We start from the raw sequence: 18,771 nt of genomic DNA, 5'->3' as shown, positions 1-18,771 counted from the left end.
TCGTCAGTCGCCCTCCGATGCGACAGGGGGCGCGAAGTGAGTGCGCCGGAACCGCCGGCGAAGGAGCCACGCGGGCGCACCGGCCACGAGCGCGAGGGCGGCGAGGAAGGGCAGGAGAGCGCCCAGAGCAGTCGCGCTGGCGGCGAGGACGCCAAGGAGAGCTGACCACCCCGCGGTCAGGCCAGCGAGGAATCCGGTATCGGAGTGATCCCTCGCACCCGGCACATCGTCCGGTGTCAGCTCGACCGTGATCGGCGCTGTCGCGGTCGTGTTCTTCAGCTCATCGAAGCGAGACTGCAGCGACTCGAGGTCCCCCTGACGGCTCGAGAGTTCGCCCTCCAAGGCAACGATGTCGGAGAGCTTGGTCGCCGTGGACATCAACGCCCGTAGCCGGGCGACGGAGGCCTTCGCCGTCCGAATCCGTGCCTCGGTGTCGACGTACTCGCTCGTCACATTGGTTGTGCTCAGGCTGCGGTTGTCGACGACGCCGATCGCCTCCAGAGCATCGAGCGCCGCCTCGAGGCGCTCGGTCGGGACCTCGACCACCACCGTGGCGCTCGTGGAGATCTGCTCGGAACTGATCTGCCCGCCGACGGAGGAGGCGGTGCGTCGGACCTTGGTGGCGGCCTCATCGACATCGCTCACGGTGAGATCGATCGATGCCTCGCGCTGCAGGCGCTCGGGCGTGGGCGTGACCGCATCCTTGGTCTCCTCCGGATTCTGCGATGAGTCGCCATCGGCCGGTGGGTCATTCGGCGTCCCGAAGGGCTGAGCGCTCGGCCCCTGACTCGAGGCCACCCCTTCGGCCCCGGAATCCGACCCGCTGCCCGCGCACGCCGCGACACCGACGAGCGCGGCTGCAGCAACGGCGACAATCGCGCTCGCGCGCCTGAGTTTGCGCTGACTGATCATGAAGAGTTCCCCTTCGCCTTGTGCGGCCGACGCTCGTCGCCAACCGATTTGCCCCTAGGACGCGACGAGGGCGTGATGTGGTTCCACGCCAAGCCGATTGAAGGTGGGCCGAGGTCCCCTGGCAGAGTGGGGGCATGCATGGATCGGTGGTTGTCGTCGGTGGGGGCATGGCTGGACTCACGGCGGCTCATCACCTCGTGGAGGCCGAGCCCGACCTGAGCGTGACGCTGATCGAGGCGGGCGATCGGGTCGGGGGCAAGTTGCGCCGCGAAGAGGTCGGCGGCCTGCACCTCGATGTCGGCGCGGAGTCGATGTTGAATCGCAGCGCCATCGGGCACCAGTTGGTCGAGGCGGTCGGTCTCGCCGACGATGTGGTCCATCCCGAGCCGGTCGCCGCCCAGATCTGGTCGCGGGGGGGACTGCACGCCGTCCCGCGGCGCACCTTCATGGGGGTGCCCGCCGAGGCCGGTCTCGCCGCCGGCCTGTTGACCGAGGACGAAGTGGACCGGGCGCAGGCGCCGCGGGCGCTCGCACCCGTCTCCGATGACATCTCGGTCGCCGAAGCCATCGGGTCCACCTTCGGGCCCGCCGTCGTCGAACGACTCGTCGAGCCGCTCCTCGGCGGCGTGTACGCGGGGCGCGCCGACCAGTTGTCGGCGCGCTCGACGATGGCGCCGTTGTGGCCGGCATTGCACGAAGGGCGTCCGCTCCCCGAAGCAATCGCCGCGATGATCCCGGCCCCGGCGCCGGACGCGCCCCCGCGGGCGCCGATGCTCTTTGGCCTAAGGGGTGGGGTGGCCTCCCTGCCCGAGCGCCTCGGTGCCAATCTCGTCCGGCGCGGGGTCGCGATCCACACCTCGACGATCGTGCGAGCCGTAGAGCGCACGGCGACCGGCTGGCGGGTCGTCACCGGCCCGACGATCGCCCCGGTCGCGGTCGAGGCCGACGCCGTCGTGCTCGCCCTTCCGGCCACGCCGACCTCGCGCCTGCTGACCGAGCACGCCCCAGGGGCGGCCGCCGCCTTGGCCGCGGTCGACCACGCGTCCATGGCCGTCATCACGCTGGTCTTGGTTCGACGGGCCGGGGACCCGGCCGGCTTGACCGGCTCGGGCTTCCTCGTCCCGGCCGGCGACGGCCGGCGGATCAAGGCCAGCACGTTTAGTACGCGGAAGTGGGCCTGGGTCGGCGAAGACGCGAAGCGGCTGGCGCTGCGCGCCTCGGTCGGGCGCGCCGGTGAGGTGGGCGCGCTGCAGCGCGCCGACGAGGACCTCGTCGCCGATGCGCTCGCGGACATCACCGAGGCCATCGGGGGCCCGCTGCCGCACCTGATCGACTCGCACGTGCAGCGCTGGGGCGCCGGTCTGCCTCAGTACACGGTGGGCCACCACCAGCGCGTCGCCGCGGTCCGCTCCGAAGTTGCCGACCTGCCCGGGCTCACCGTCGCTGGGGCCACCTATGACGGTGTCGGTGTCGCCGCCGTCGTCGCGAGCGGCCAGCAGGCCGCCGTCCATACCCTCGCCTATCTATCGCAAGGAGATCGCTAGATGACCACCCGCTCCATCCCGCCGAAGCCCACCCGCGAGCAGCTCGCCGAGATCAACGCGACCGTGCGCTACGCGATGTTTTCGGTCTTCGCCCAGACGACCCCCCTTCCGGACGACCGGGACGCGCTCGTCGCCGAGGTCGAGGAGCTCTTTGCCGAGCTCACGCAGGGCGGCGTCGTGATCCGCGGCGTGTACGACGTGGCGGGTCTGCGCGCCGACGCCGACCTCATGGTGTGGTGGCACGCGGAGACCATCGAGCAACTGCAGGACGCGTACCACCGGCTGTTGCGCACCGGATTCGGTGCCCACCTCGAGCCGGTCTGGTCCGTCGCGGCGCTGCACCGGCAGGCGGAGTTCAACCGGAGCCACATCCCCGCCTTCATGGCCGAAGAGGAGGCGCGTGACTACGTGTGCGTGTACCCCTTCGTCCGGTCCTACGACTGGTATGTCATGGACGAAAAGGATCGTCGCCGGATGCTCGCCGAGCACGGTGCGCTGGCGCGGGACTACCCAGACGTACGGGCCAACACGATCAGCGCGTTCGCGCTCGGCGACTACGAGTGGTTGTTGTGCTTCGAGGCCGATGAGTTGCACCGGATCGTGGACCTGATGCGGGTCATGCGGGCCTCCGAGGCGCGTCTGCACGTCCGGGAGGAAATCCCCTTCTACACCGGCCCGCGGGTCGAGATCGCGAAGTTGGTCGCCGACCTGCGCTGAACCAGCGCCGCAGTGGACGCCCGGGCGAGGGTCAGCTCTCGCTCGGGCGCAGCGTCATCGCGATCGAGTTGATGCAGTAGCGCTGGTCGGTCGGGGTGTCGTATCCCTCGCCGCTGAAGACGTGGCCGAGGTGGCTGCCGCAATTGGCGCACCGCACCTCGACGCGCGGACGGCCCGGAAGCGAGGTGTCCTCCAGGTACTCGACCGAGTCACCGGCGAGCGGCGAGTAGAAGCTCGGCCAACCGCAGTGGCTGTCGAACTTCGTCTGCGAGGTGAACAATTCGGCGCCGCAGGCGCGGCAGGCGTAGACCCCTTCGGTCTTGGTGTCGGTGTATTCACCGATGAAGGGGCGCTCGGTGCCCGCCTGACGCAGGACCGCGTACTCGCTCGGGCTGAGTTCTTCGCGCCACTGCGCGTCGTCCTTGGTCACGGGGTAGCTGTGGCCGGTGGGCTCCATCGATTGAGCTCCTTTTCGAGTCGAGCGGGCGGAGGGGGCAGCGATACGGTGCAACGCCAGCACGCCGCGTGGCGTTCCCGACCCCTACTCTTCGATCATGGCGAAGAGTCCAGCAGGCGTCGTGGTCTCCGGTGAACGCGAGGTCAGGGTATCGAGCCCCGATCGGGTGATTTACGAGGCGACCGATCGAACCCCCGAGATCACCAAACTGCAGGTCTGCGAGTACTTCGCCGCGATGGGTGAGGCGCTCATGCTCGCGGTGGGAGAGCGGCCGACCGCGATGGAGCGCTGGCCGAAGGGGTGGCGCGAGGGGATGCGGCTCGCGACCAGCACCACCGACAAGGACGGTGACGGCTTCTACCAAAAGCGGCTGCCGAAGGGGGCGCCGGACTGGCTAGAGACCGTCCGGGTCTCATCTCCCAATGGCCGTCCGATCGACGAGTTGTGCCCGAGCGAGCCGGCAGCGGCCGTGTGGGCGGCCCAGATGGGGACGCTGACCTTCCACCCGTGGCCGGTCCGACGGCCGGATGTCGATCACCCCGATGAGTTGCGGATCGATCTGGATCCGCAACCCGGGACCGGATTTTCCGATGTTCAGCGGGTCGCCGGGGTGTGCCGGGAGTTGCTGGAGGAACTTGGCCTGCGTGGGTACCCGAAGACGAGCGGCAACCGGGGCGTGCACATCTATCTGCGGATCGAACCCGAACACGGGTTTGAAGGGGTGCGCCATGCCGCGATCGGGCTGGGCCGGGAACTCGAGCGCCGCGATGACGGGGTGACCACGGCCTGGTGGAAGGAAGAGCGCGGGGCGCGTGTCTTCGTCGACTTCAATCAAAACAACCGGGATCGCACGATCGCCTCGGCGTGGAGCCTGCGAGCGCGACCCGGCGCGCCGGTCAGCACACCCCTCACCTGGGAGCAGTTAGCGGACGTGCGCGATCCGGCCGAGTACAACCTGATGACCGTCCCGGATGTCCTCGCCGATGGCAACGCGTGGGCCGAGATGGACGAGACGGCGTACTCCCTTCGGCCGCTGCTCGACCTCTGGGAGACGCTTCCGGGTGGAGAACTAAACTTCCCGCCCGACTACCCGAAGATGCCGGGGGAGCCGCCGCGCGTCCAGCCATCGAAGAAGGTTGCCGAGCACTGGGATGACGACGGCAACCGCATCGACGGAGCGCGTTAGACGCTGCGGTAGCCCCCGATGTTCGAAAGGGTCGTGCCGTTGACCGTCGCCTCACCGCGGCCGTTAACCCAGACCGGGCTGGGGACAGCGGACGAGCACGGCAGTGAGAAGTCGATCCTCGGGAGAGTGATCGTGCCGTTCGCGTCCGGCGCAGGCACCGTGCCGACGTAGTTCGAGCGATAGCGGTAGTAGGTGCGGGTGCCGTCGCTGAACGTCTCTCCGGTCCGCGTCGGAGCTGACCACGCTGCGTTGCTTGAAGTCCAACCGGTGAGGTTGTTGACCGACACGAGGACCGAGGCGGTAATCCCGGTCACCGTCGAATTTGGGCGAACGTTGATGATCCGGAAGAAGGTGTTGACGTTATCTGTCGTCACCCTGAGCTGGTTACCACCGGTGCATGAGCTGCGGGTGACGAGGTAATTGCGCTGGAGCTCGGGTTGGGGGGAGGCCGCGAAGGTCGGTGCGGCGGCGGCCACGGCGAGGACCGGGACGGACCAGGCGGCACCGCGGGCGACGGTACGTCGGTTGATAGTGGCGGATTTGTGCTCAATCGGGGTGTTTTAGGCACTCATAGGTCTTATCCTAAGCAGATTTCAGGTCAGAATGTCACCCAGGTCATACTCCGGGGCGCGCTCGATCTGCTCCAGCAGGCACGATTCGGGCGTGCGATCGGGACGCCAGCGGACGAACGTCACCGCATGCCGGAAGCGTTGTCCCTCAAGCTGATCGAAGGCCACCTCGACGACTCGCTCGGGCCGAAGGGGGACATAGGAGATGTCCTTCGACGAGGAAAACCGCGATCGATCGGTCTCGGCGTGGACGGCCTCGCCGTCCTCGCCGCGAATCACCAACGGCTCGAGTTCATCGATCAGCTCGAGCCGGCGGGCCCCGGTGAAGGCGGCAATCCCGCCCACCCCGATGAGCTCACCGCCCTCGTCGATCAGGCCAAGGAGCAGCGAGCCAACTCCCTTCCCGCTCTTGTGGATTCGGTACCCGATGACGATGGCCTCGGCCGTGCGGCGGTGTTTGACCTTCACCATGATCCGCTTACCGGGGGAGTAGGGGGCGGCGAGGGGCTTGGCGATGACTCCGTCGAGACCGGCGCCCTCGAAGCGGGTGAACCAGTCCCGCGCGACCTCGGCGTCACCGGTGGTGCGCGTCAGGTGGATCGGGGCGTCGGACGCGAGCGGAATCCCTTCGAGGGCATCGCGGCGGGTGGCGAAGGGAGCGTCGAGATAGGACTGGTCGCCGAGGGCAAGGAGGTCGAAGGCGATGATCTCGGCGGGCGTCTCGCGCGCGAGCAGCGCGATCCGGGAGGCTGCCGGGTGGATCCGGGCGCTGAGGGACTCCCAATCAAGACGCTGGTGATCGGGCTCGCCGCGGCGAACGACGATCTCACCATCGAGCACGATCTGCTCGGGCAGGTACTGGCTCACGGCCTCGACGACCTCGGGGAAGTACCGGGTGAGCGACTTGCCGCTGCGGCTCGCGAGCTCGACCTTCGCGCGGTCGCGGATCACGATGACGCGGAATCCGTCCCACTTCGGCTCGTACGAATAGCCACCGTCGATCGCATCCGGGTCCGGCACGGTCTTAGCGGACTTGGCGAGCATCGGTGCGATGGGCAACTCGATCGGCGTCTTCACAGGTCGCATCGTTGCACTGATGAGGTGCGAGCATTAAGGGGTGATCTCATCCCACACTGCTCGGCGGATCGGAACCTATGGCGCCGTCACGGCCGTTTCGGCCGCGGTGGGGACCGCAAGCGTGTGGCTCGGGGCGGCGACGTACGTCGCTCGCGTCGCGCTGACGCCGGACCCAGAGCGCCCCGATGACGTCGAGATCCGGGTGATCCACACCGACAGCATCACCCTCGATCTCACGCCGGAGACGGTCGTGCCGGGACGGTATGGGCTCTGGCTCGATGGTGGGAAGGGGCACGCGCGGGTGGGGGAGGTCCTGGAGATCGACCACTCTCTCGGGCGGGTCCGACGCCGCCTGCTCGGCGTAGACCGGGGGGTACTGCGACCCGGACCGGCGCGGTGGAACCAGTACTACTACGGCGAGGCGCCCGATCTCTCCCTCGGATTGCCGACCGAGTACGTCGATGTCGCAACGGATCTCGGGCCCATGCCGGCCTGGATTGTCCCCGCCGAGGAGCCGACGGCACGGTGGGCGATCCTCGTGCACGGCCGAGGGGCCCTGCGTCACGAGTGCCTGCGGGCGGTGCCTCCCCTTCGCCGCCAGGGGTTGACCTGCCTCATCCCGAGCTATCGCAATGACGAGGGAGCTCCCGCCGGGCCCGATGGCCGGTACAACCTGGGCCTTGCCGAATGGCGCGATGTCGACGATGCGATCCGCCTCGCGATCGAGCGGGGAGCCCAAGAGATCGTCCTCGCGGGCTGGTCGATGGGCGGGGCGATCGTGTTGCAGACCCTGAGCCAGTCTGAGTTCGCTCCGCTGGTGAGCCGCGCGGTGCTCGACGGTCCGGTTGTTGACTGGGCCGATGTGCTCCGGCATCACGCGGTGCTGAACTCGGTGCCGCACCCGGTCGCTGACCTCAGCCGCGTGCTAATGGGGCGGCGGTGGGCGCGACGGCTCGTCGGGGTGCGCGAGTCGGTCGATGTGGCGCGCACGAACTGGGTCGAGCGGGCCGAGGAACTCACTCACCCCCTTCTCATCATCCATTCGCGAGACGACGAGTTCGTCCCGTCCGGGCCCTCGGAGGCACTGGCGAGAGCCCGGCCCGATCTGGTGCGGTTCGAGCCGTGGTCGCTCGCGCGCCATTGCAAGGAGTGGAATGTCGACCCGGCGCGCTGGGAGCGCTTGGTCGAGCAGTGGGTCTCGCAGAAGGCGGAGCTGCCCGCCTAGGTGGTGCCCGTGCCGACCCGCCACAGGCCGAGCAGGGTCCCGTCCTCTTCCAGCAGGAGGAAGGGAGTGAGCGGCACCTGGAGGTCGCTCCCGGCGATGATGCGCGGCTGCTCTCCGCCGACCAGGTGGGGGGCGAAGGTCAGGGCGAGCTCATCGACCAGTCCGGCCGCGAGGAGTGACCCGGCGAGCGTCGGGCCCCCTTCGCTTAACACGTGCGGTCCGAAGCGTGCCTGGCATCGGGCGATCACCGCGGCGAGGTCGACCTCTTCATCCCCAAGGACCCAGACCGCATCGTCGCCGAGACGCTGGCGCGCGTCATCGAGGGCGCCGGGGTCGGCCGCAGCGCAGGTCGCGAGGGCGACGTGTCCCCCTTCGGCGGCCAGCCCGTCCGGGAGCATCGCCCGGCGGCTCACGATGACCAGCGCGGTGCCATCACCGATCGGGCGGTAGCCCTCGGCCTGCGCGGTACGCGCGCCGACCAGGACCGCGTCCGCGTGGCTGCGCTGGGCCGAGTAGCAGCGGTTGTCCGGTGGCGTGTTGATCGACCCGGAGAGGCCGTCCGCTCCCGCGGCGGCGCCGTCGAGGGTGCTCACCATGTTGAGGCGCACCCATGGGCCCGCCGGTGGGGCGTAGCGAGCTCGTAAGGCGTCGTCATCGAGGACGGAGCCGACGCCGGAACCGAGCAAGATGCGCATCGCCCTATGGTGCCTCGTCAGTGCCATGATGAAGCGTATGGCGAATAAGAAGGTCAAGAAGGCGAAGGAAAAGGCCGCGCGCAAGGCGGTCGAAAAGGCACTTCGTAAGGCCGAGGAAAAGAAGCGCGCCAAGGCCGAGAAGAAGGCCAAAGAGGCCAAGAAGGCCGAGAAGAAGGCGGCCAAGGAGGCTGAGCAGGCCGAGCAGGCTCGGGCCCGGGAGGTGCGGGCCGCGAGCGAGCAGGCGAGCGCGGCGCGGGCCGAGCTCGATGAGGCCGCGCAGGTTGTGCATGAGGTCCTGACGCCGCCAGCTTTGGGCGCGCTCCTGAAGGCCGGACCGACGACGGACCTCGGGGCGATCGACACGAGGGGGACTCCGGGTTTCGACGGCTCCAAGGCCGACGCCGAGGCGCTAATGCCGATCCTTGCCGACGAGGTCAGTTCCTTGCAGGAGCGGCTCTACGCCGAGTCCAAGGGCGGGGGAGAGCGCAGCGTGCTGCTCGTCATCCAGGGCATGGACACCGCCGGGAAGGGCGGGATCATGCGCCATGTCGTCGGCGCGATGGACCCCCAGGGGACGCGGATCACGGCCTTTAAGGCTCCGACCGAAGAGGAGAAGGCTCACCCCTTCCTCTGGCGGATCCGCAACGCGCTCCCGGAGCCGGGGCACGTCGGCGTCTTTGACCGTTCTCACTACGAGGACGTCCTGATCGTGCGGGTCCACGATCTGGTGCCGCGGGCGCAGTGGTCACGCCGGTACGGGCAGATCAACACCTTCGAGCGCGGGCTCGTCACCAAGGGCATGACGGTCATCAAGGTCATGCTCCATATCTCCTCCGATGAGCAAAAGGCTCGGCTGGCCGAACGCCTCGAGCGGCCGGATAAGTACTGGAAGTTCAACCCGGGCGATATCGACGAGCGTCGCCACTGGGACGACTACCAGGAGGCCTACCAGGCGGCGATCGAGAAGTGCTCGACCGACGAGGCGCCCTGGTACGTCGTGCCCGCGGATCGCAAGTGGTACGCGCGCCTCGCGGTCATGACGCTGCTGCGCGAGCACCTCCTCGCGTTGGACCCGCAATGGCCCGAGGCGGACTTCGACGTGGCCGAGCAGCAAAAACTCCTCGCCGAGAGCTGATCGCGGCGGCGAGAACCGCGGTATCTCGCGGGTTTGGCGGGGTTGTTCACCCTCGGTTTGAAGTTCGCGCCGAATCTGGGCTACTGTCACTCCGCACGCCAACGAGCGCGGGAAACCGGGCCGGGGGTGTGACGCGCGGATGTAGCTCAGTTGGTAGAGCGCAACCTTGCCAAGGTTGAGGTCGCCGGTTCGAGGCCGGTCATCCGCTCGGAAGGTTCACCCCCTTCGGTGGTGGAGTGGCCGAGAGGCGAGGCAACGGCCTGCAAAGCCGTCTACACGGGTTCAAATCCCGTCTCCACCTCGACCATGCAGAACCTTGCATGCTCTTGGGCGATTGGCGCAGCGGTAGCGCGCTTCCTTGACACGGAAGAGGTCACTGGTTCAAACCCAGTATCGCCCACCACCGAATAAGGCCCCTGACCTGCGGAAACGCGGGACAGGGGCCTTCTTCGCTTTCGCGCGTAAACCGTTCCCCGCGGGTCACAGCATGGTCACAGGGTCGTCCCAGTGGTTGAGATCTGCGCCACGCTCCGGTTTCGTCGCCTGGCATGACAGCGCTACCAACCCTGTCCCTACCCATGGCGGACGAAGGCCATAAGAGCGGTGTCCTCGGCTCGATCGAGCGAGGCATCGATACGGTCTTCGCCCCCCTGACCGAGTGGTCCGCGAAGATCATCTTCGTCCCGATCCCGCTGCCGGGAGGGAACTCGATCCCCTTCGTCGTGGTGTGGCTGGTCGTTGCCGCTGTGATCATTACCTTCTACCTGGGCTTCATCCAGTTCCGCGGATTCCCCACCTCGCTCGATGTCGTCCGGGGGAAGTTCTCCCGCTCGGATGACCCCGGCGAAGTTCCCCACTTCCAAGCGCTGACCTCGGCGGTTTCCGGCACCGTCGGCCTCGGCAATATCGCCGGTGTCGGCGCGGCGGTCGCCCTCGGTGTCCAGGGGCGACCTTCTGGATGATCCTCGCGGGCTTGCTCGGCATGGCGACGAAGTTCGTCGAGTGCACGCTCGGTGTGAAGTACCGGGAGGTGCACGAGGACGGGACGGTCTCCGGTGGCCCGTTTAAGTACCTCCCGGTCGCGTTCTCGCGCTTCCCGGGTTTCGTCGCGAAGGGGTTGACCGGGCTCTTCGCCGTCGCCATCCTCTTCTTCGGCGTGGCCGGCGGCACGATGTTCCAGTCGAATCAGACCTTCGCTCAGGCCCGGAACACCTTCGGTGGCGCCGATGGCTTCCTCGGCAGCGACGGCGCGGCGCTGATCTTCGGCGTCGTCCTCGCGATCGGTGTTGGCATCGTCATCATCGGCGGGATGCGCTCGATCGGGGCGGTGACGAGCCGCCTGGTGCCCTTCATGGCGATCATCTACGTGGCGGCCTGCTTGCTCGTCATCGGCAAGAACATCGCTCACGTCCCGGACGCCTTCGCTCAGATCATTGACGGGGCGTTTTCGCCGACCGGCGTGAGCGGCGGCATCATCGGCGTGCTGATCATCGGTTTCCAGCGGGCCGCCTTCTCCAACGAGGCCGGGCTGGGTTCCGCGCCCATCGCGCACTCCACGGTGAAGACTCGCCGGCCGGTCAGCGAGGGCTTCGTCGCGTCTCTCGAGCCCTTCATCGACACCGTCGTCATCTGCACCATGACGGCCCTGACGATCATCATCGCCTCGGATGACAGCTACCTGAAGGTCCGCGAGGAGATCGGCTCCGGTGGTGACCTCAGCACTGACGGCGTGACCCTGACCTCTAACGCGTTCGAGACCTTCCTCCCGTGGTTCCCGTGGGTGCTCACCCTCGCGGTGGTCCTCTTCGCGTTCTCGACGGTGATCACCTGGTCGTACTACGGGCTGAAGGCGTGGCACTACCTCTTCGGTCGCTCCGCCATCGGGGACAAGATCTTCTACGGGATCGTCTGCACCTTCGTCATCATCGGTGCGGTCCTCACCTTCAAGAACGTCCTCGACTTCGCCGACGCGTTCCTCTTCGTCTGTGCCTTCGTCAACCTGCTGGGTCTGTACCTGCTACTCCCGGTAGTCAAGAAGGAGATGAAGGAGTACCTGGCCGACCGCAAGTCCGGGCGGCTCTATGAGCTCGGCGCGGAGGACGACTCCGAGCTCGCAAAGGTGCGCGAGGAGCAGGGCAACACTGGCGACCTCCCGAAGATGGAGGGCGAGCAGTTGCGCTACGAGAACGAAGACGGCCGGAACCAGCCGTAATCTGCCTCGCAATCACCGCTCGAAGGCCCCGGGAGTTCTCCCGGGGCCTTCGGTCTCTGTTCAGGGATCGGTGATCTTGCGAGCGTGATCGAGGCCCTCGGTCTCGGCGACGGCAGCGCGCTCGGTCTCCCGAGAGATGAGTTCGTCGTAGGTCGACGTGGGCTCTTCGGCGTCGACCGCTCGCTCGCGAGCTCCCGTGAGCCACGCGCGCGTCACCACACTGTCCTGGTGCTCGCCCAGGGCCTCTTGCACCTCTTCGGCGGCGACCGCGAGCGATGCCGCTCGGGCGCCGAGGACCGGCACCGCGGACTCGGCGAGGTAGCGCAACCGCTTTGCCTTCTTCCGCGCCGCGTGAAGGGCGTGATCGCGGGCCTCGTCGAGCGCGCCAGGGGTGGCGCCCGGCGAAGGGGGTGGCACCGCCGCGAGGTCGCGGGCGAAGCGTCGACGGGCCGCGTCGATCCGTGCCACCAGGGCGTCCGAGGTATCGACGCCGGGACGCAGGGGCGCCGCCGCAGCGACCTCGAGATCGTCGACCAGCCGGGCGAATCGCGGCGAGTCGATCGCGGCGATCGTCGCCTCGTGCCCGTCGGCGTAGGCCCGCCCCAGTGCGGTCGCGATCCGGGTGGCGATCGGGCCGTCGACGCGCTCGGGTGGAAGCGCCGCGATCGCGTCGGCCAGGTGGTCGCGCATCACTTCGGCGTCGCGCGGCACGGCGAGGACATGCCCGAGCCACTTGAGTTCATCTCTCAGGTGGCGCGGTTTGCTGGGCAGCAGAGGCCCGTAGGAGGCGAGCGTGGAGCGCAACCGCCTCGCCGCAACCCGCATCGTGTGGATGGCATCGGGCTCGTCGCGCCGCACGGGCCCCACAGCACCGATGAGCCCATCGGTGTAGCGCTGGAGATACCCGCGCATGGCCTCGCCGGTCGTCTCGGGCATCGTCGCCCCCTTCGTCGCGGAGCGCCCAGCGTAGCCAGCGGCGGCGATACCGTGGGGGCTCGCCCACCGGCCAACGAGAGGGAACGTGATGCGCATCCAGGGCAAGGTCTTCATCGTGACCGGAGGTGGCTCTGGGATCGGTCGCGAGGTGGTCCTCGGGCTGCTGATGAAGGGGGCTCGGGTCGCCGCGGTCGATCTGCGCGCCGAAGCGCTCGAGCAGACCGCCGCCCTCGCCGGCCAGGTCGAGCGGCTCTCCCTTCATCCGCTGGATGTCACCGACCGGAGCGGCGTGGAGGCGATGGTCGAGGAGGTCATCGCGGCACACGGTCAGCTCGACGGGCTGCTCAATGTCGCGGGGACTATCCAGCAGTTCGTGCCGATCCTCGATCTCAGCTACGAGGAGATCGAGCGGGTGATGAACGTGAACTTCTGGGGCGTCGTCAATACGACGAAGGCGGCGCTGCCGCACCTGCTGGAGCGCCCAGAAGCCGGGATCGTCAACGTCTCGTCGATGGGCGGCTTCACTCCGGTACCGGGCCAATCGGCCTACGGTGCAAGCAAAGCCGCGGTCAAACTCTTCACCGAGGGGCTCTACGCCGAGATGCGCGGCACTTCGGTCGGCGTCACCGTGGTCTTCCCCGGGGCGATCGCCACCGAGATCTCGACGAACTCCGGCGTCTCGATGGGGGAGCGCACCAAGGATCAGGACAGCGGCGCGATGCCGACGACCAGTGCGCCCGATGCTGCCGCGGCCATCATTGACGGGCTCGAGAAGGGGACCTACCGCATCCTGATCGGCAAGGACGCTCGCGCGCTCGACGCGCTCTCCCGGATGTCGCCGAGACGGGCCACGGAGATGATCGCCAAGAAGATGGCCGACCTCCTCGGCCGCTAGGACCTTCGTGGACTTCGCGCGATTCGCGGACCGCACCCTCACCGGTGTCGAGGCGATCACCCACGACCTGGCGGAAGTGACGAGCGGCCAGTGGGCCGTCGTCGTGACCTTCGAAGGGCGTTGCACCGCAGTCAAATTCACGAACTCATTGGCGGCCGACCACTACCTCGAAGGGGGTCCGCTGGCACGCTGGGAGCCACCTGCTGGGTCGTGGCGTACCAGCCTGGACGAGCGGGCGTACACCGCTGGCGTCTCGACGATCCGCGAACACATCGCTGCGGGGACCGTCTACCAGGTCAATCTTTGCCGGACGATGACGGCAGCGTTGCCCCCTTCGTCGCACCTCCCGGCCTTGGCGCCGATCCTCGCCCGCGGCAATCCCGCTCCCTACGCGGCGACCATCCACGTGCCGAGCGCTGGTCTCGACATCGTCTCGGCGTCGCCCGAGGCGTACCTCCTGCGCGACGGCGCCCGGGTGGTCAGCCGTCCGATCAAGGGAACCGGTCGGGTCGCGAGTGATCTCGGCAGCAAAGACCACGCCGAAAACGTCATGATCACCGACCTCGTCCGCAACGACCTGTCGCATGTCGCGCTGCCGGGAACCGTTGCCGTCGAGGCCCTGTGCGCGATCGAGAGCCACCCTGGCCTCGTTCACCTGGTCTCGGATGTCGCCTGCCGGCTCCGGCCCGGCGTCGGGTGGAGCGACATCCTCGAGGGGACCTTCCCTCCGGGTTCGGTGAGTGGGGCGCCCAAGTCCAGTGCGCTGCGGATCATCGGGGAGCTCGAACCCGGCCCACGCGGCCCCTACTGCGGCGCCATCGGATGGATCGACGCCGATCGGGACCAGGCCGCGCTCGCGGTCGGGATTCGGACCTTCTGGGCGGAGGGGGAAGGGGGAGCGCGCACCCTCTCCTTCGGGACCGGCGCCGGGATCACCTGGGGCTCGGACCCGCATGCCGAATGGGCCGAGACCGAGCTGAAGGCCGCGCGGTTAGTGGCGCTCGCGTCCAGCGGGGATCCAGCGGGCGCTCATACTGTGAGGCCAGGGATCTGAAAGGCTAGGCAGCATGAATTCTGAAGCGCGCGTGTGGGTCGATGGCGCCCTCGTACGACCCGACGAGGCCTCCGTGGCAGCGCTGGATCACGGCGTGACCGTGGGCGACGGCGCGTTCGAGACGTGCAAGGTGGTCGACGGCACCCCCTTCGCCCTGACCCGCCACCTCATGCGCCTGGATCGGACGATGGCCGGGCTGGGGCTCCCCACTGCCGATCATGCGCGAATCCGCGAGGGCATCGAGGCCGTGTGTGAGGCGGGGGAGCCGATCCCCTTCGGCCGGTTGCGCTTCACGATTACCGGTGGAGTTGGCCCGATGGGCTCTGACCGCGCGAACGCCCCCCTGACCTACATCGTGACGACCGGCCCGATTCCTCGTCCGGCGGCGACCGGGGTGCTCGTCACCGTGCCGTGGACTCGTAATGAGCGGGCCGCGACGGCCGGACTGAAGACGACGTCGTATGCGGATAACGTCGTCGCCCTCGCCTACGTCAAGGAGCGCGGGGGAGACGAGGCGATCTTCGCCAATACCCGCGGAGAGCTTTGCGAAGGCACCGGCAGCAACCTCTTCGTCGTGCGTGACGGAGTCGTCCTCACCCCGCCGCTGGACTCGGGTTGTCTCGCCGGGATCACCCGCGAACTCACCATCGAGTGGGCGCGCGGTGCCGGGATCGAGGTGCGCGAAGAGGCGCTGCCGCTCGGTGTGCTCGACGAGGTCGACGAGGTCTTCGCGACGTCGACGACCAAGGATGTGCTCGGGATCCGCCGGGTCGACGATCGCGAGTTCGCGGCCCCCGGGCCGGTCACTGCCCGGGTGGCTCAGGCCTTCGCCGATGCGTCGGCTCGGGGCATCGACCCGTGACCTTGCGAAGGGGGACGAAGGGCGCGGTCGAGGAGAAGAAACGCCCGGTCGGTCTTGATGCCGATGGAAACCGTCGCCCGTATCTGGAGATTCGCTCCGAGCAGCGCGCGGATGTCCGTCGCGAGTTGAGCGATCGCTTCGGCGACAACCACCGGATCGACCCGCTCGAAGATCCCATCGCGTGGCGCCGTGCCATCCGCGTGAACCCCATCGGGGCGCTCGTTTGGCGGACCCTCGTCTTCCTCGTCGGGCTCTCGATCATCCTGGTCGGGATCCCGATGGTGCCGCTCACGGGGCCGGGATGGGTGGTCATCTTCATCGGCCTGCTGGTGTGGAGTACCGAGTTCATGTGGGCGCGGCGGGTCATGCTCTTTGTGAAGGGCGAGGTGCAAGCCTTCAACCATTGGGCCGTCGTCCTGCCGCTGAAGCTCAAGGTGCCAATGGTGATCGGGTCGATCATCTTCGGATGGCTCTGCATGTGGGCGGTCTTCTGGGTGACGGGAGTGCCGGGGTGGTTCCCGGAGATCGCGCGGGAGTGGCTCACCAAGCTCCCCGGCGTGAGCTGATCCCCCTTCGCCCCCACCGGTGGGGGCAAAGGCTGTGACCGTTGTCACACCCCCTTCCTAGACTGAACATATGTTCGAAGAACTCGTGAAGCGGTGTCGAGAGCACGCGGAGTCCAGCCGGGGGCTCGCTGCCGACGTGATCGACGCGGTCCGCTCGAAGGGGGAGTGCGCTCACCTCGAGGAGCTCAGTGATGCGCTCGCCGCCCTGGAGGCAGCCCGGCGTTCGATTGATGGGGCCCAGCTGGGGGTGATCGGCGAGGTCGCGCGGCGGAGCGAGGCGCGCGGGCCCGACGGGTACGTGCACCCGGTGCGGGGGCCCGAGGGGGAGGTGGCCGATATCGCCCCCGATGTGGTGGCGCTGACCATCGACGCCGGTCCGACCGAGGCGCTCCTGCGCTGCCGAGATGCCGTGGGGGTGGCGCGTACACCGGCGGTGCTCGATGCCCTTGCGGCTGGAGCGATCCGCGAGCGGACGACGCGCCTCGTCGTGCAGGAGACGGCCGATGCGTCGCCAACGGCATGCGCGGCGATCGCGGAGCATCTGATGGCGCCGGTGCGGGGGAGGCCGGGGTCGACGCGGTTGACCGATCTCGAGCCGCGTGAGGTGGCGCGGGCCTGCCGACGGGTCCTCGAGCGGGTCGATCGCGGGGCGCTCGATCGGCGAGCCGAGCGCAATCGGCTGACCAAGCTCAACGTCGATCTCGAGCCGGGTCCGCTCGGCACGAGCTACCTGACGGCCACCCTGCCGAGCGAAGTGGGGCAGGTCGTCATGGCCTCGGTCGATCAGTTGGCGCATCAGATCAAGGGGGAACGGCCCTACGTCCCGATCGGGGTCGCTCGGGCCCAGGCGCTCGCCGACTTGGCGTTGCGTGGGGTCAGGGTGCGCACCGAGGTGGCGATCGGGGTGCCGATCGTGACGGCGGGTCCGCTGATGTTTGCCCCCACCGGTGGGGGCAAAGCCCCGCAGGCGGCTTCGTCGGAGGGGGAGTGCGTCGGTCTTCGGGTGCCATCATCGGAGGGGGAATGGGCGGCGATGGAGGCAATGCTGCACGCCGGGGTGCGGCCGATTCCGCTGTCCCGGTCGGACCTCTTCGACCCCGAGCTCTCAGGGATCGTCAGGCTCGCGAGCGAAACGCCCGGGCCGAGCTCCGCGTGGATCGGCGGCGTTGAGGTGCCGGGGGTGGGGTACATCCCGAGCGAGGTCGTTGCTCGGATCAGCACCCACGTCGACACCCGAGTCGCCCGAGTCCTGCTCGACGCGCACACGGGAGTGACCCTGGCGACATCGGCGGCGACGTACCGGGCGCCGAAGGGAGTCCGCCGACTCATCGAGGCCCGCGATGGACGCTGCCGGATGTGGGGCTGCGAACGGCCAGCAGTCTCCTGCGACCTCGACCACGCGACCCCCTGGCCGAAGGGCGCCACGGAGATCCGCAATCTGGCGGCTCTGTGTCGGCACCATCACCGAGTGAAGCACGCTCCTGGGTGGGCCTACCGGCTCGACGACGATGGCACCGTCACATGGACCTCGCCCGCAGGGACGAGCGCGGTGTCCTTCCCGGCGCATCACGTGGCGCAGGTGCCCGAGGCGCGGTCGACGGAGATGGCTTTGCCCCCACCGGTGGGGGCAAAGGACCCATCGGTGGGGGCGGCGCTCGCGGATTCGCCCCCACGGTTGGGGGCGAAGGCCTCCGTCGAGGACGAGCTGCCGCCCTTCTGACCCCCGATTGGCCTTGCACGCGACTCGCCAGGTAATCTGCCGAAGGCCCGCGCGCGACCCACCGGTCGAGCGGGCCGCTTCGGACGTATAGCTCAGCTGGTTAGAGCGCTCGCTTCACACGCGAGAGGTCAGGGGTTCGAGTCCCTTTACGTCCACCAGCCACGATCGGCCTCTCACCTGGGCAAACGCCAGGTCAGAGGCCGTTCGTCTACCTGCTTGCATCGCGAGATGCATCGGATGGGTCGGTTTTTGGCATAGATATGGCCCCGCCACGGCGGTCACCGTGCGGGGCCTGACGAGAGATCTAGGAGGTCTCCCGTGGTTGCCAGCGTACTCGTCTCAGCTCCCGGGCATCTAGTCCCGGTCGAGCGAAAGCATGACTGGAGCGACCTGTGTCGCTCTGTGCGTCCGGGAGACCCGGGCGCTCACTCGACCGCACCCATTCCCGCTTAGCCGCTCCAGGGGCCCGTCAGGGCCCGGCGCGGCGCTCCAGGGCATCAGCCGCGCGTGACGGTCGCGAGAGTCAACGCCACCCGTCCGAACCAACTCGACCGCCTCCGGTGACTTTCCACCAAGACCCGCAGAACCGGCTCGGGTCGCCCTGTCGCCAGGCTGTGCACGGCCTCGAAGGGGTTCGCGGACAGCCTGCTCTCATTTCGAGGGCGGGCTAGAAGGGTTGGGTCGGCACGACCGTGGTGAGAAGTGAAGGGAGGGTGCCCCAGAAGTCTGTCTTGCGCCAGCGAGTCCACGTGGTTGCGCCCGGTCCCGCGTCGGTCAAGTCCCGGGTAGTGGTGTAGCGCTGCGTGTTCTTTGGTGGGGTGATCAGGCAGTCAGGGCGGGCAGTTCATCGGCTCCGATCTCGGGTTCGGTGGCGGAGCTTGGGGATCGCGACGTCGATGGTTCCGACCCGGGTATCGAGGTCGCGGTGCCCGGTAGCCGTTGCGCTGGCTCGTGCGGCCCGGTGTCGGCCGGCCGTACTCGGCACCGACGACAGCGTCAGCGTCAGCGG

Annotated in this window: 16 protein-coding genes, 4 tRNA genes and 2 pseudogenes; 15 read left to right on the top strand and 7 right to left on the bottom strand. The window is 68.3% G+C overall.

All coding sequences use genetic code 11. From position 1 onward, the window contains the following. Positions 1 to 3: 3 nt before the first annotated feature. Positions 4 to 912 (bottom strand): DUF4349 domain-containing protein, encoded by a 909-nt coding sequence (locus AB8K43_RS05090; protein ID WP_370892131.1) that lies wholly within the window; start codon positions 910 to 912, stop codon positions 4 to 6. A gap of 134 nt (positions 913 to 1,046) precedes the next feature. On the opposite strand from AB8K43_RS05090, the gene hemG reads away from it, so the two are divergent. Then, positions 1,047 to 2,456, top strand: coding sequence for a protoporphyrinogen oxidase (gene hemG / locus AB8K43_RS05085; RefSeq protein WP_370892129.1), 1,410 nt, complete (start codon positions 1,047 to 1,049; stop codon positions 2,454 to 2,456). After that, entirely contained in the window at positions 2,457 to 3,173 is a 717-nt protein-coding gene (hemQ, locus tag AB8K43_RS05080; RefSeq protein ID WP_370892127.1) for a hydrogen peroxide-dependent heme synthase, read from the top strand. It begins immediately after the preceding gene. A gap of 31 nt (positions 3,174 to 3,204) precedes the next feature. Here hemQ and msrB read toward each other — a convergent pair whose 3' ends face one another. Further along, the gene (msrB, locus tag AB8K43_RS05075) at positions 3,205 to 3,630 is read right to left on the bottom strand and encodes a peptide-methionine (R)-S-oxide reductase MsrB (protein ID WP_370892126.1); all 426 of its coding nucleotides are present in this window, start codon (positions 3,628 to 3,630) and stop codon (positions 3,205 to 3,207) included. Positions 3,631 to 3,727: 97 nt separating this feature from the next. Here msrB and AB8K43_RS05070 point away from each other — a divergent pair, with 97 nt between their 5' ends. Continuing rightward, the gene (locus tag AB8K43_RS05070; RefSeq protein WP_370892125.1) at positions 3,728 to 4,816 is read left to right on the top strand and encodes a DNA polymerase domain-containing protein; all 1,089 of its coding nucleotides are present in this window, start codon (positions 3,728 to 3,730) and stop codon (positions 4,814 to 4,816) included. Here the strand turns inward: AB8K43_RS05070 and AB8K43_RS05065 are convergent. Both AB8K43_RS05065 and AB8K43_RS05060 read right to left on the bottom strand, forming a co-directional pair. After that, positions 4,813 to 5,292 carry a hypothetical protein gene (locus tag AB8K43_RS05065; RefSeq protein WP_370892123.1) on the bottom strand — a complete coding sequence of 160 codons (480 nt, stop codon included), beginning with the start codon at positions 5,290 to 5,292 and terminating at the stop codon, positions 4,813 to 4,815. The genes AB8K43_RS05070 and AB8K43_RS05065 overlap by 4 nt on opposite strands. A 117-nt stretch (positions 5,293 to 5,409) precedes the next feature. After that, on the bottom strand, positions 5,410 to 6,471 hold the full coding sequence (locus AB8K43_RS05060; RefSeq protein ID WP_370892121.1) for an ATP-dependent DNA ligase: 1,062 nt from the start codon (positions 6,469 to 6,471) through the stop codon (positions 5,410 to 5,412). A 31-nt stretch (positions 6,472 to 6,502) separates the two neighbouring features. Here AB8K43_RS05060 and AB8K43_RS05055 point away from each other — a divergent pair, with 31 nt between their 5' ends. Next, entirely contained in the window at positions 6,503 to 7,687 is a 1,185-nt protein-coding gene (locus tag AB8K43_RS05055) for an alpha/beta hydrolase family protein (protein ID WP_370892119.1), read from the top strand. On the opposite strand, the gene AB8K43_RS05050 is transcribed toward AB8K43_RS05055, so the two are convergent. Then, a complete protein-coding gene (locus AB8K43_RS05050; RefSeq protein ID WP_370892117.1) occupies positions 7,684 to 8,382 on the bottom strand; it encodes a dihydrofolate reductase family protein in 699 nt (232 codons plus the stop codon). The two genes, AB8K43_RS05055 and AB8K43_RS05050, sit on opposite strands and share 4 nt — an antisense overlap. Before the next feature lie 37 nt (positions 8,383 to 8,419). Here AB8K43_RS05050 and AB8K43_RS05045 point away from each other — a divergent pair, with 37 nt between their 5' ends. From AB8K43_RS05045 to AB8K43_RS05025, 5 genes and pseudogenes are all read left to right on the top strand, one after another. After that, positions 8,420 to 9,517, top strand: coding sequence for a polyphosphate kinase 2 family protein (locus AB8K43_RS05045; RefSeq protein ID WP_370892115.1), 1,098 nt, complete (start codon positions 8,420 to 8,422; stop codon positions 9,515 to 9,517). A 135-nt stretch (positions 9,518 to 9,652) separates the two neighbouring features. Then, positions 9,653 to 9,725, top strand: a tRNA-Gly gene (locus AB8K43_RS05040). A gap of 22 nt (positions 9,726 to 9,747) precedes the next feature. Then, positions 9,748 to 9,818: transfer RNA gene (locus tag AB8K43_RS05035), tRNA-Cys, on the top strand. A gap of 27 nt (positions 9,819 to 9,845) precedes the next feature. Then, positions 9,846 to 9,920: transfer RNA gene (locus tag AB8K43_RS05030), tRNA-Val, on the top strand. A gap of 145 nt (positions 9,921 to 10,065) precedes the next feature. After that, positions 10,066 to 11,729, top strand: a pseudogene (locus AB8K43_RS05025) (alanine/glycine:cation symporter family protein). A 60-nt stretch (positions 11,730 to 11,789) separates the two neighbouring features. Here AB8K43_RS05025 and AB8K43_RS05020 read toward each other — a convergent pair. Further along, positions 11,790 to 12,761 carry a CHAD domain-containing protein gene (locus tag AB8K43_RS05020; protein WP_370892113.1) on the bottom strand — a complete coding sequence of 324 codons (972 nt, stop codon included), beginning with the start codon at positions 12,759 to 12,761 and terminating at the stop codon, positions 11,790 to 11,792. Between AB8K43_RS05020 and AB8K43_RS05015 the strand changes: the two genes are divergently transcribed. From AB8K43_RS05015 to AB8K43_RS04990, 6 genes are all read left to right on the top strand, one after another. Next, entirely contained in the window at positions 12,754 to 13,560 is an 807-nt protein-coding gene (locus tag AB8K43_RS05015) for an SDR family NAD(P)-dependent oxidoreductase (RefSeq protein WP_370892766.1), read from the top strand. The two genes, AB8K43_RS05020 and AB8K43_RS05015, sit on opposite strands and share 8 nt — an antisense overlap. Positions 13,561 to 13,567: 7 nt before the next feature. Next, positions 13,568 to 14,614, top strand: a complete 1,047-nt coding sequence (locus tag AB8K43_RS05010; protein ID WP_370892111.1) for a chorismate-binding protein — start codon at positions 13,568 to 13,570, stop codon at positions 14,612 to 14,614. A 13-nt stretch (positions 14,615 to 14,627) separates the two neighbouring features. Then, positions 14,628 to 15,476, top strand: a complete 849-nt coding sequence (locus tag AB8K43_RS05005) for an aminotransferase class IV (RefSeq protein ID WP_370892109.1) — start codon at positions 14,628 to 14,630, stop codon at positions 15,474 to 15,476. Further along, the gene (locus AB8K43_RS05000; RefSeq protein ID WP_370892107.1) at positions 15,473 to 16,042 is read left to right on the top strand and encodes a PGPGW domain-containing protein; all 570 of its coding nucleotides are present in this window, start codon (positions 15,473 to 15,475) and stop codon (positions 16,040 to 16,042) included. Before AB8K43_RS05005 ends, AB8K43_RS05000 begins: the two co-directional genes overlap by 4 nt. Before the next feature lie 70 nt (positions 16,043 to 16,112). Then, positions 16,113 to 17,762, top strand: a complete 1,650-nt coding sequence (locus AB8K43_RS04995) for an HNH endonuclease signature motif containing protein (protein ID WP_370892106.1) — start codon at positions 16,113 to 16,115, stop codon at positions 17,760 to 17,762. 81 nt (positions 17,763 to 17,843) lie between these two features. After that, positions 17,844 to 17,920: transfer RNA gene (locus AB8K43_RS04990), tRNA-Val, on the top strand. Between the two features lie 704 nt (positions 17,921 to 18,624). On the opposite strand, the pseudogene AB8K43_RS04985 reads toward AB8K43_RS04990, so the two are convergent. Continuing rightward, positions 18,625 to 18,771 (bottom strand): annotated as a pseudogene (locus AB8K43_RS04985) (transposase); the annotation flags it as partial.

Origin of the sequence: Janibacter sp. GXQ6167, from assembly GCF_041365945.1 — a bacterium.
Lineage (GTDB): Bacteria > Actinomycetota > Actinomycetes > Actinomycetales > Dermatophilaceae > JBGFSK01.
Note: the sequence above shows the minus strand (reverse complement) of the source record. Positions and strands in the feature narration are given on the sequence as shown.

What these genes read in the sequence shown, in the direction of transcription:
- msrB (WP_370892126.1), bottom strand. Translation starts at nt 3,630, where the DNA reads ATGGAGCCCACCGGCCACAGCTACCCCGTGACCAAGGACGACGCGCAG.
- AB8K43_RS05050 (WP_370892117.1), bottom strand. Translation starts at nt 8,382, where the DNA reads ATGCGCATCTTGCTCGGTTCCGGCGTCGGCTCCGTCCTCGATGACGAC.
- hemQ (WP_370892127.1), top strand. Translation starts at nt 2,457, where the DNA reads ATGACCACCCGCTCCATCCCGCCGAAGCCCACCCGCGAGCAGCTCGCC.
- AB8K43_RS05045 (WP_370892115.1), top strand. Translation starts at nt 8,420, where the DNA reads ATGGCGAATAAGAAGGTCAAGAAGGCGAAGGAAAAGGCCGCGCGCAAG.
- hemG (WP_370892129.1), top strand. Translation starts at nt 1,047, where the DNA reads ATGCATGGATCGGTGGTTGTCGTCGGTGGGGGCATGGCTGGACTCACG.
- AB8K43_RS05090 (WP_370892131.1), bottom strand. Translation starts at nt 912, where the DNA reads ATGATCAGTCAGCGCAAACTCAGGCGCGCGAGCGCGATTGTCGCCGTT.
- AB8K43_RS05070 (WP_370892125.1), top strand. Translation starts at nt 3,728, where the DNA reads ATGGCGAAGAGTCCAGCAGGCGTCGTGGTCTCCGGTGAACGCGAGGTC.
- AB8K43_RS05005 (WP_370892109.1), top strand. Translation starts at nt 14,628, where the DNA reads ATGAATTCTGAAGCGCGCGTGTGGGTCGATGGCGCCCTCGTACGACCC.
- AB8K43_RS05020 (WP_370892113.1), bottom strand. Translation starts at nt 12,761, where the DNA reads ATGCGCATCACGTTCCCTCTCGTTGGCCGGTGGGCGAGCCCCCACGGT.
- AB8K43_RS05060 (WP_370892121.1), bottom strand. Translation starts at nt 6,471, where the DNA reads ATGCGACCTGTGAAGACGCCGATCGAGTTGCCCATCGCACCGATGCTC.
- AB8K43_RS05015 (WP_370892766.1), top strand. Translation starts at nt 12,754, where the DNA reads ATGCGCATCCAGGGCAAGGTCTTCATCGTGACCGGAGGTGGCTCTGGG.
- AB8K43_RS04995 (WP_370892106.1), top strand. Translation starts at nt 16,113, where the DNA reads ATGTTCGAAGAACTCGTGAAGCGGTGTCGAGAGCACGCGGAGTCCAGC.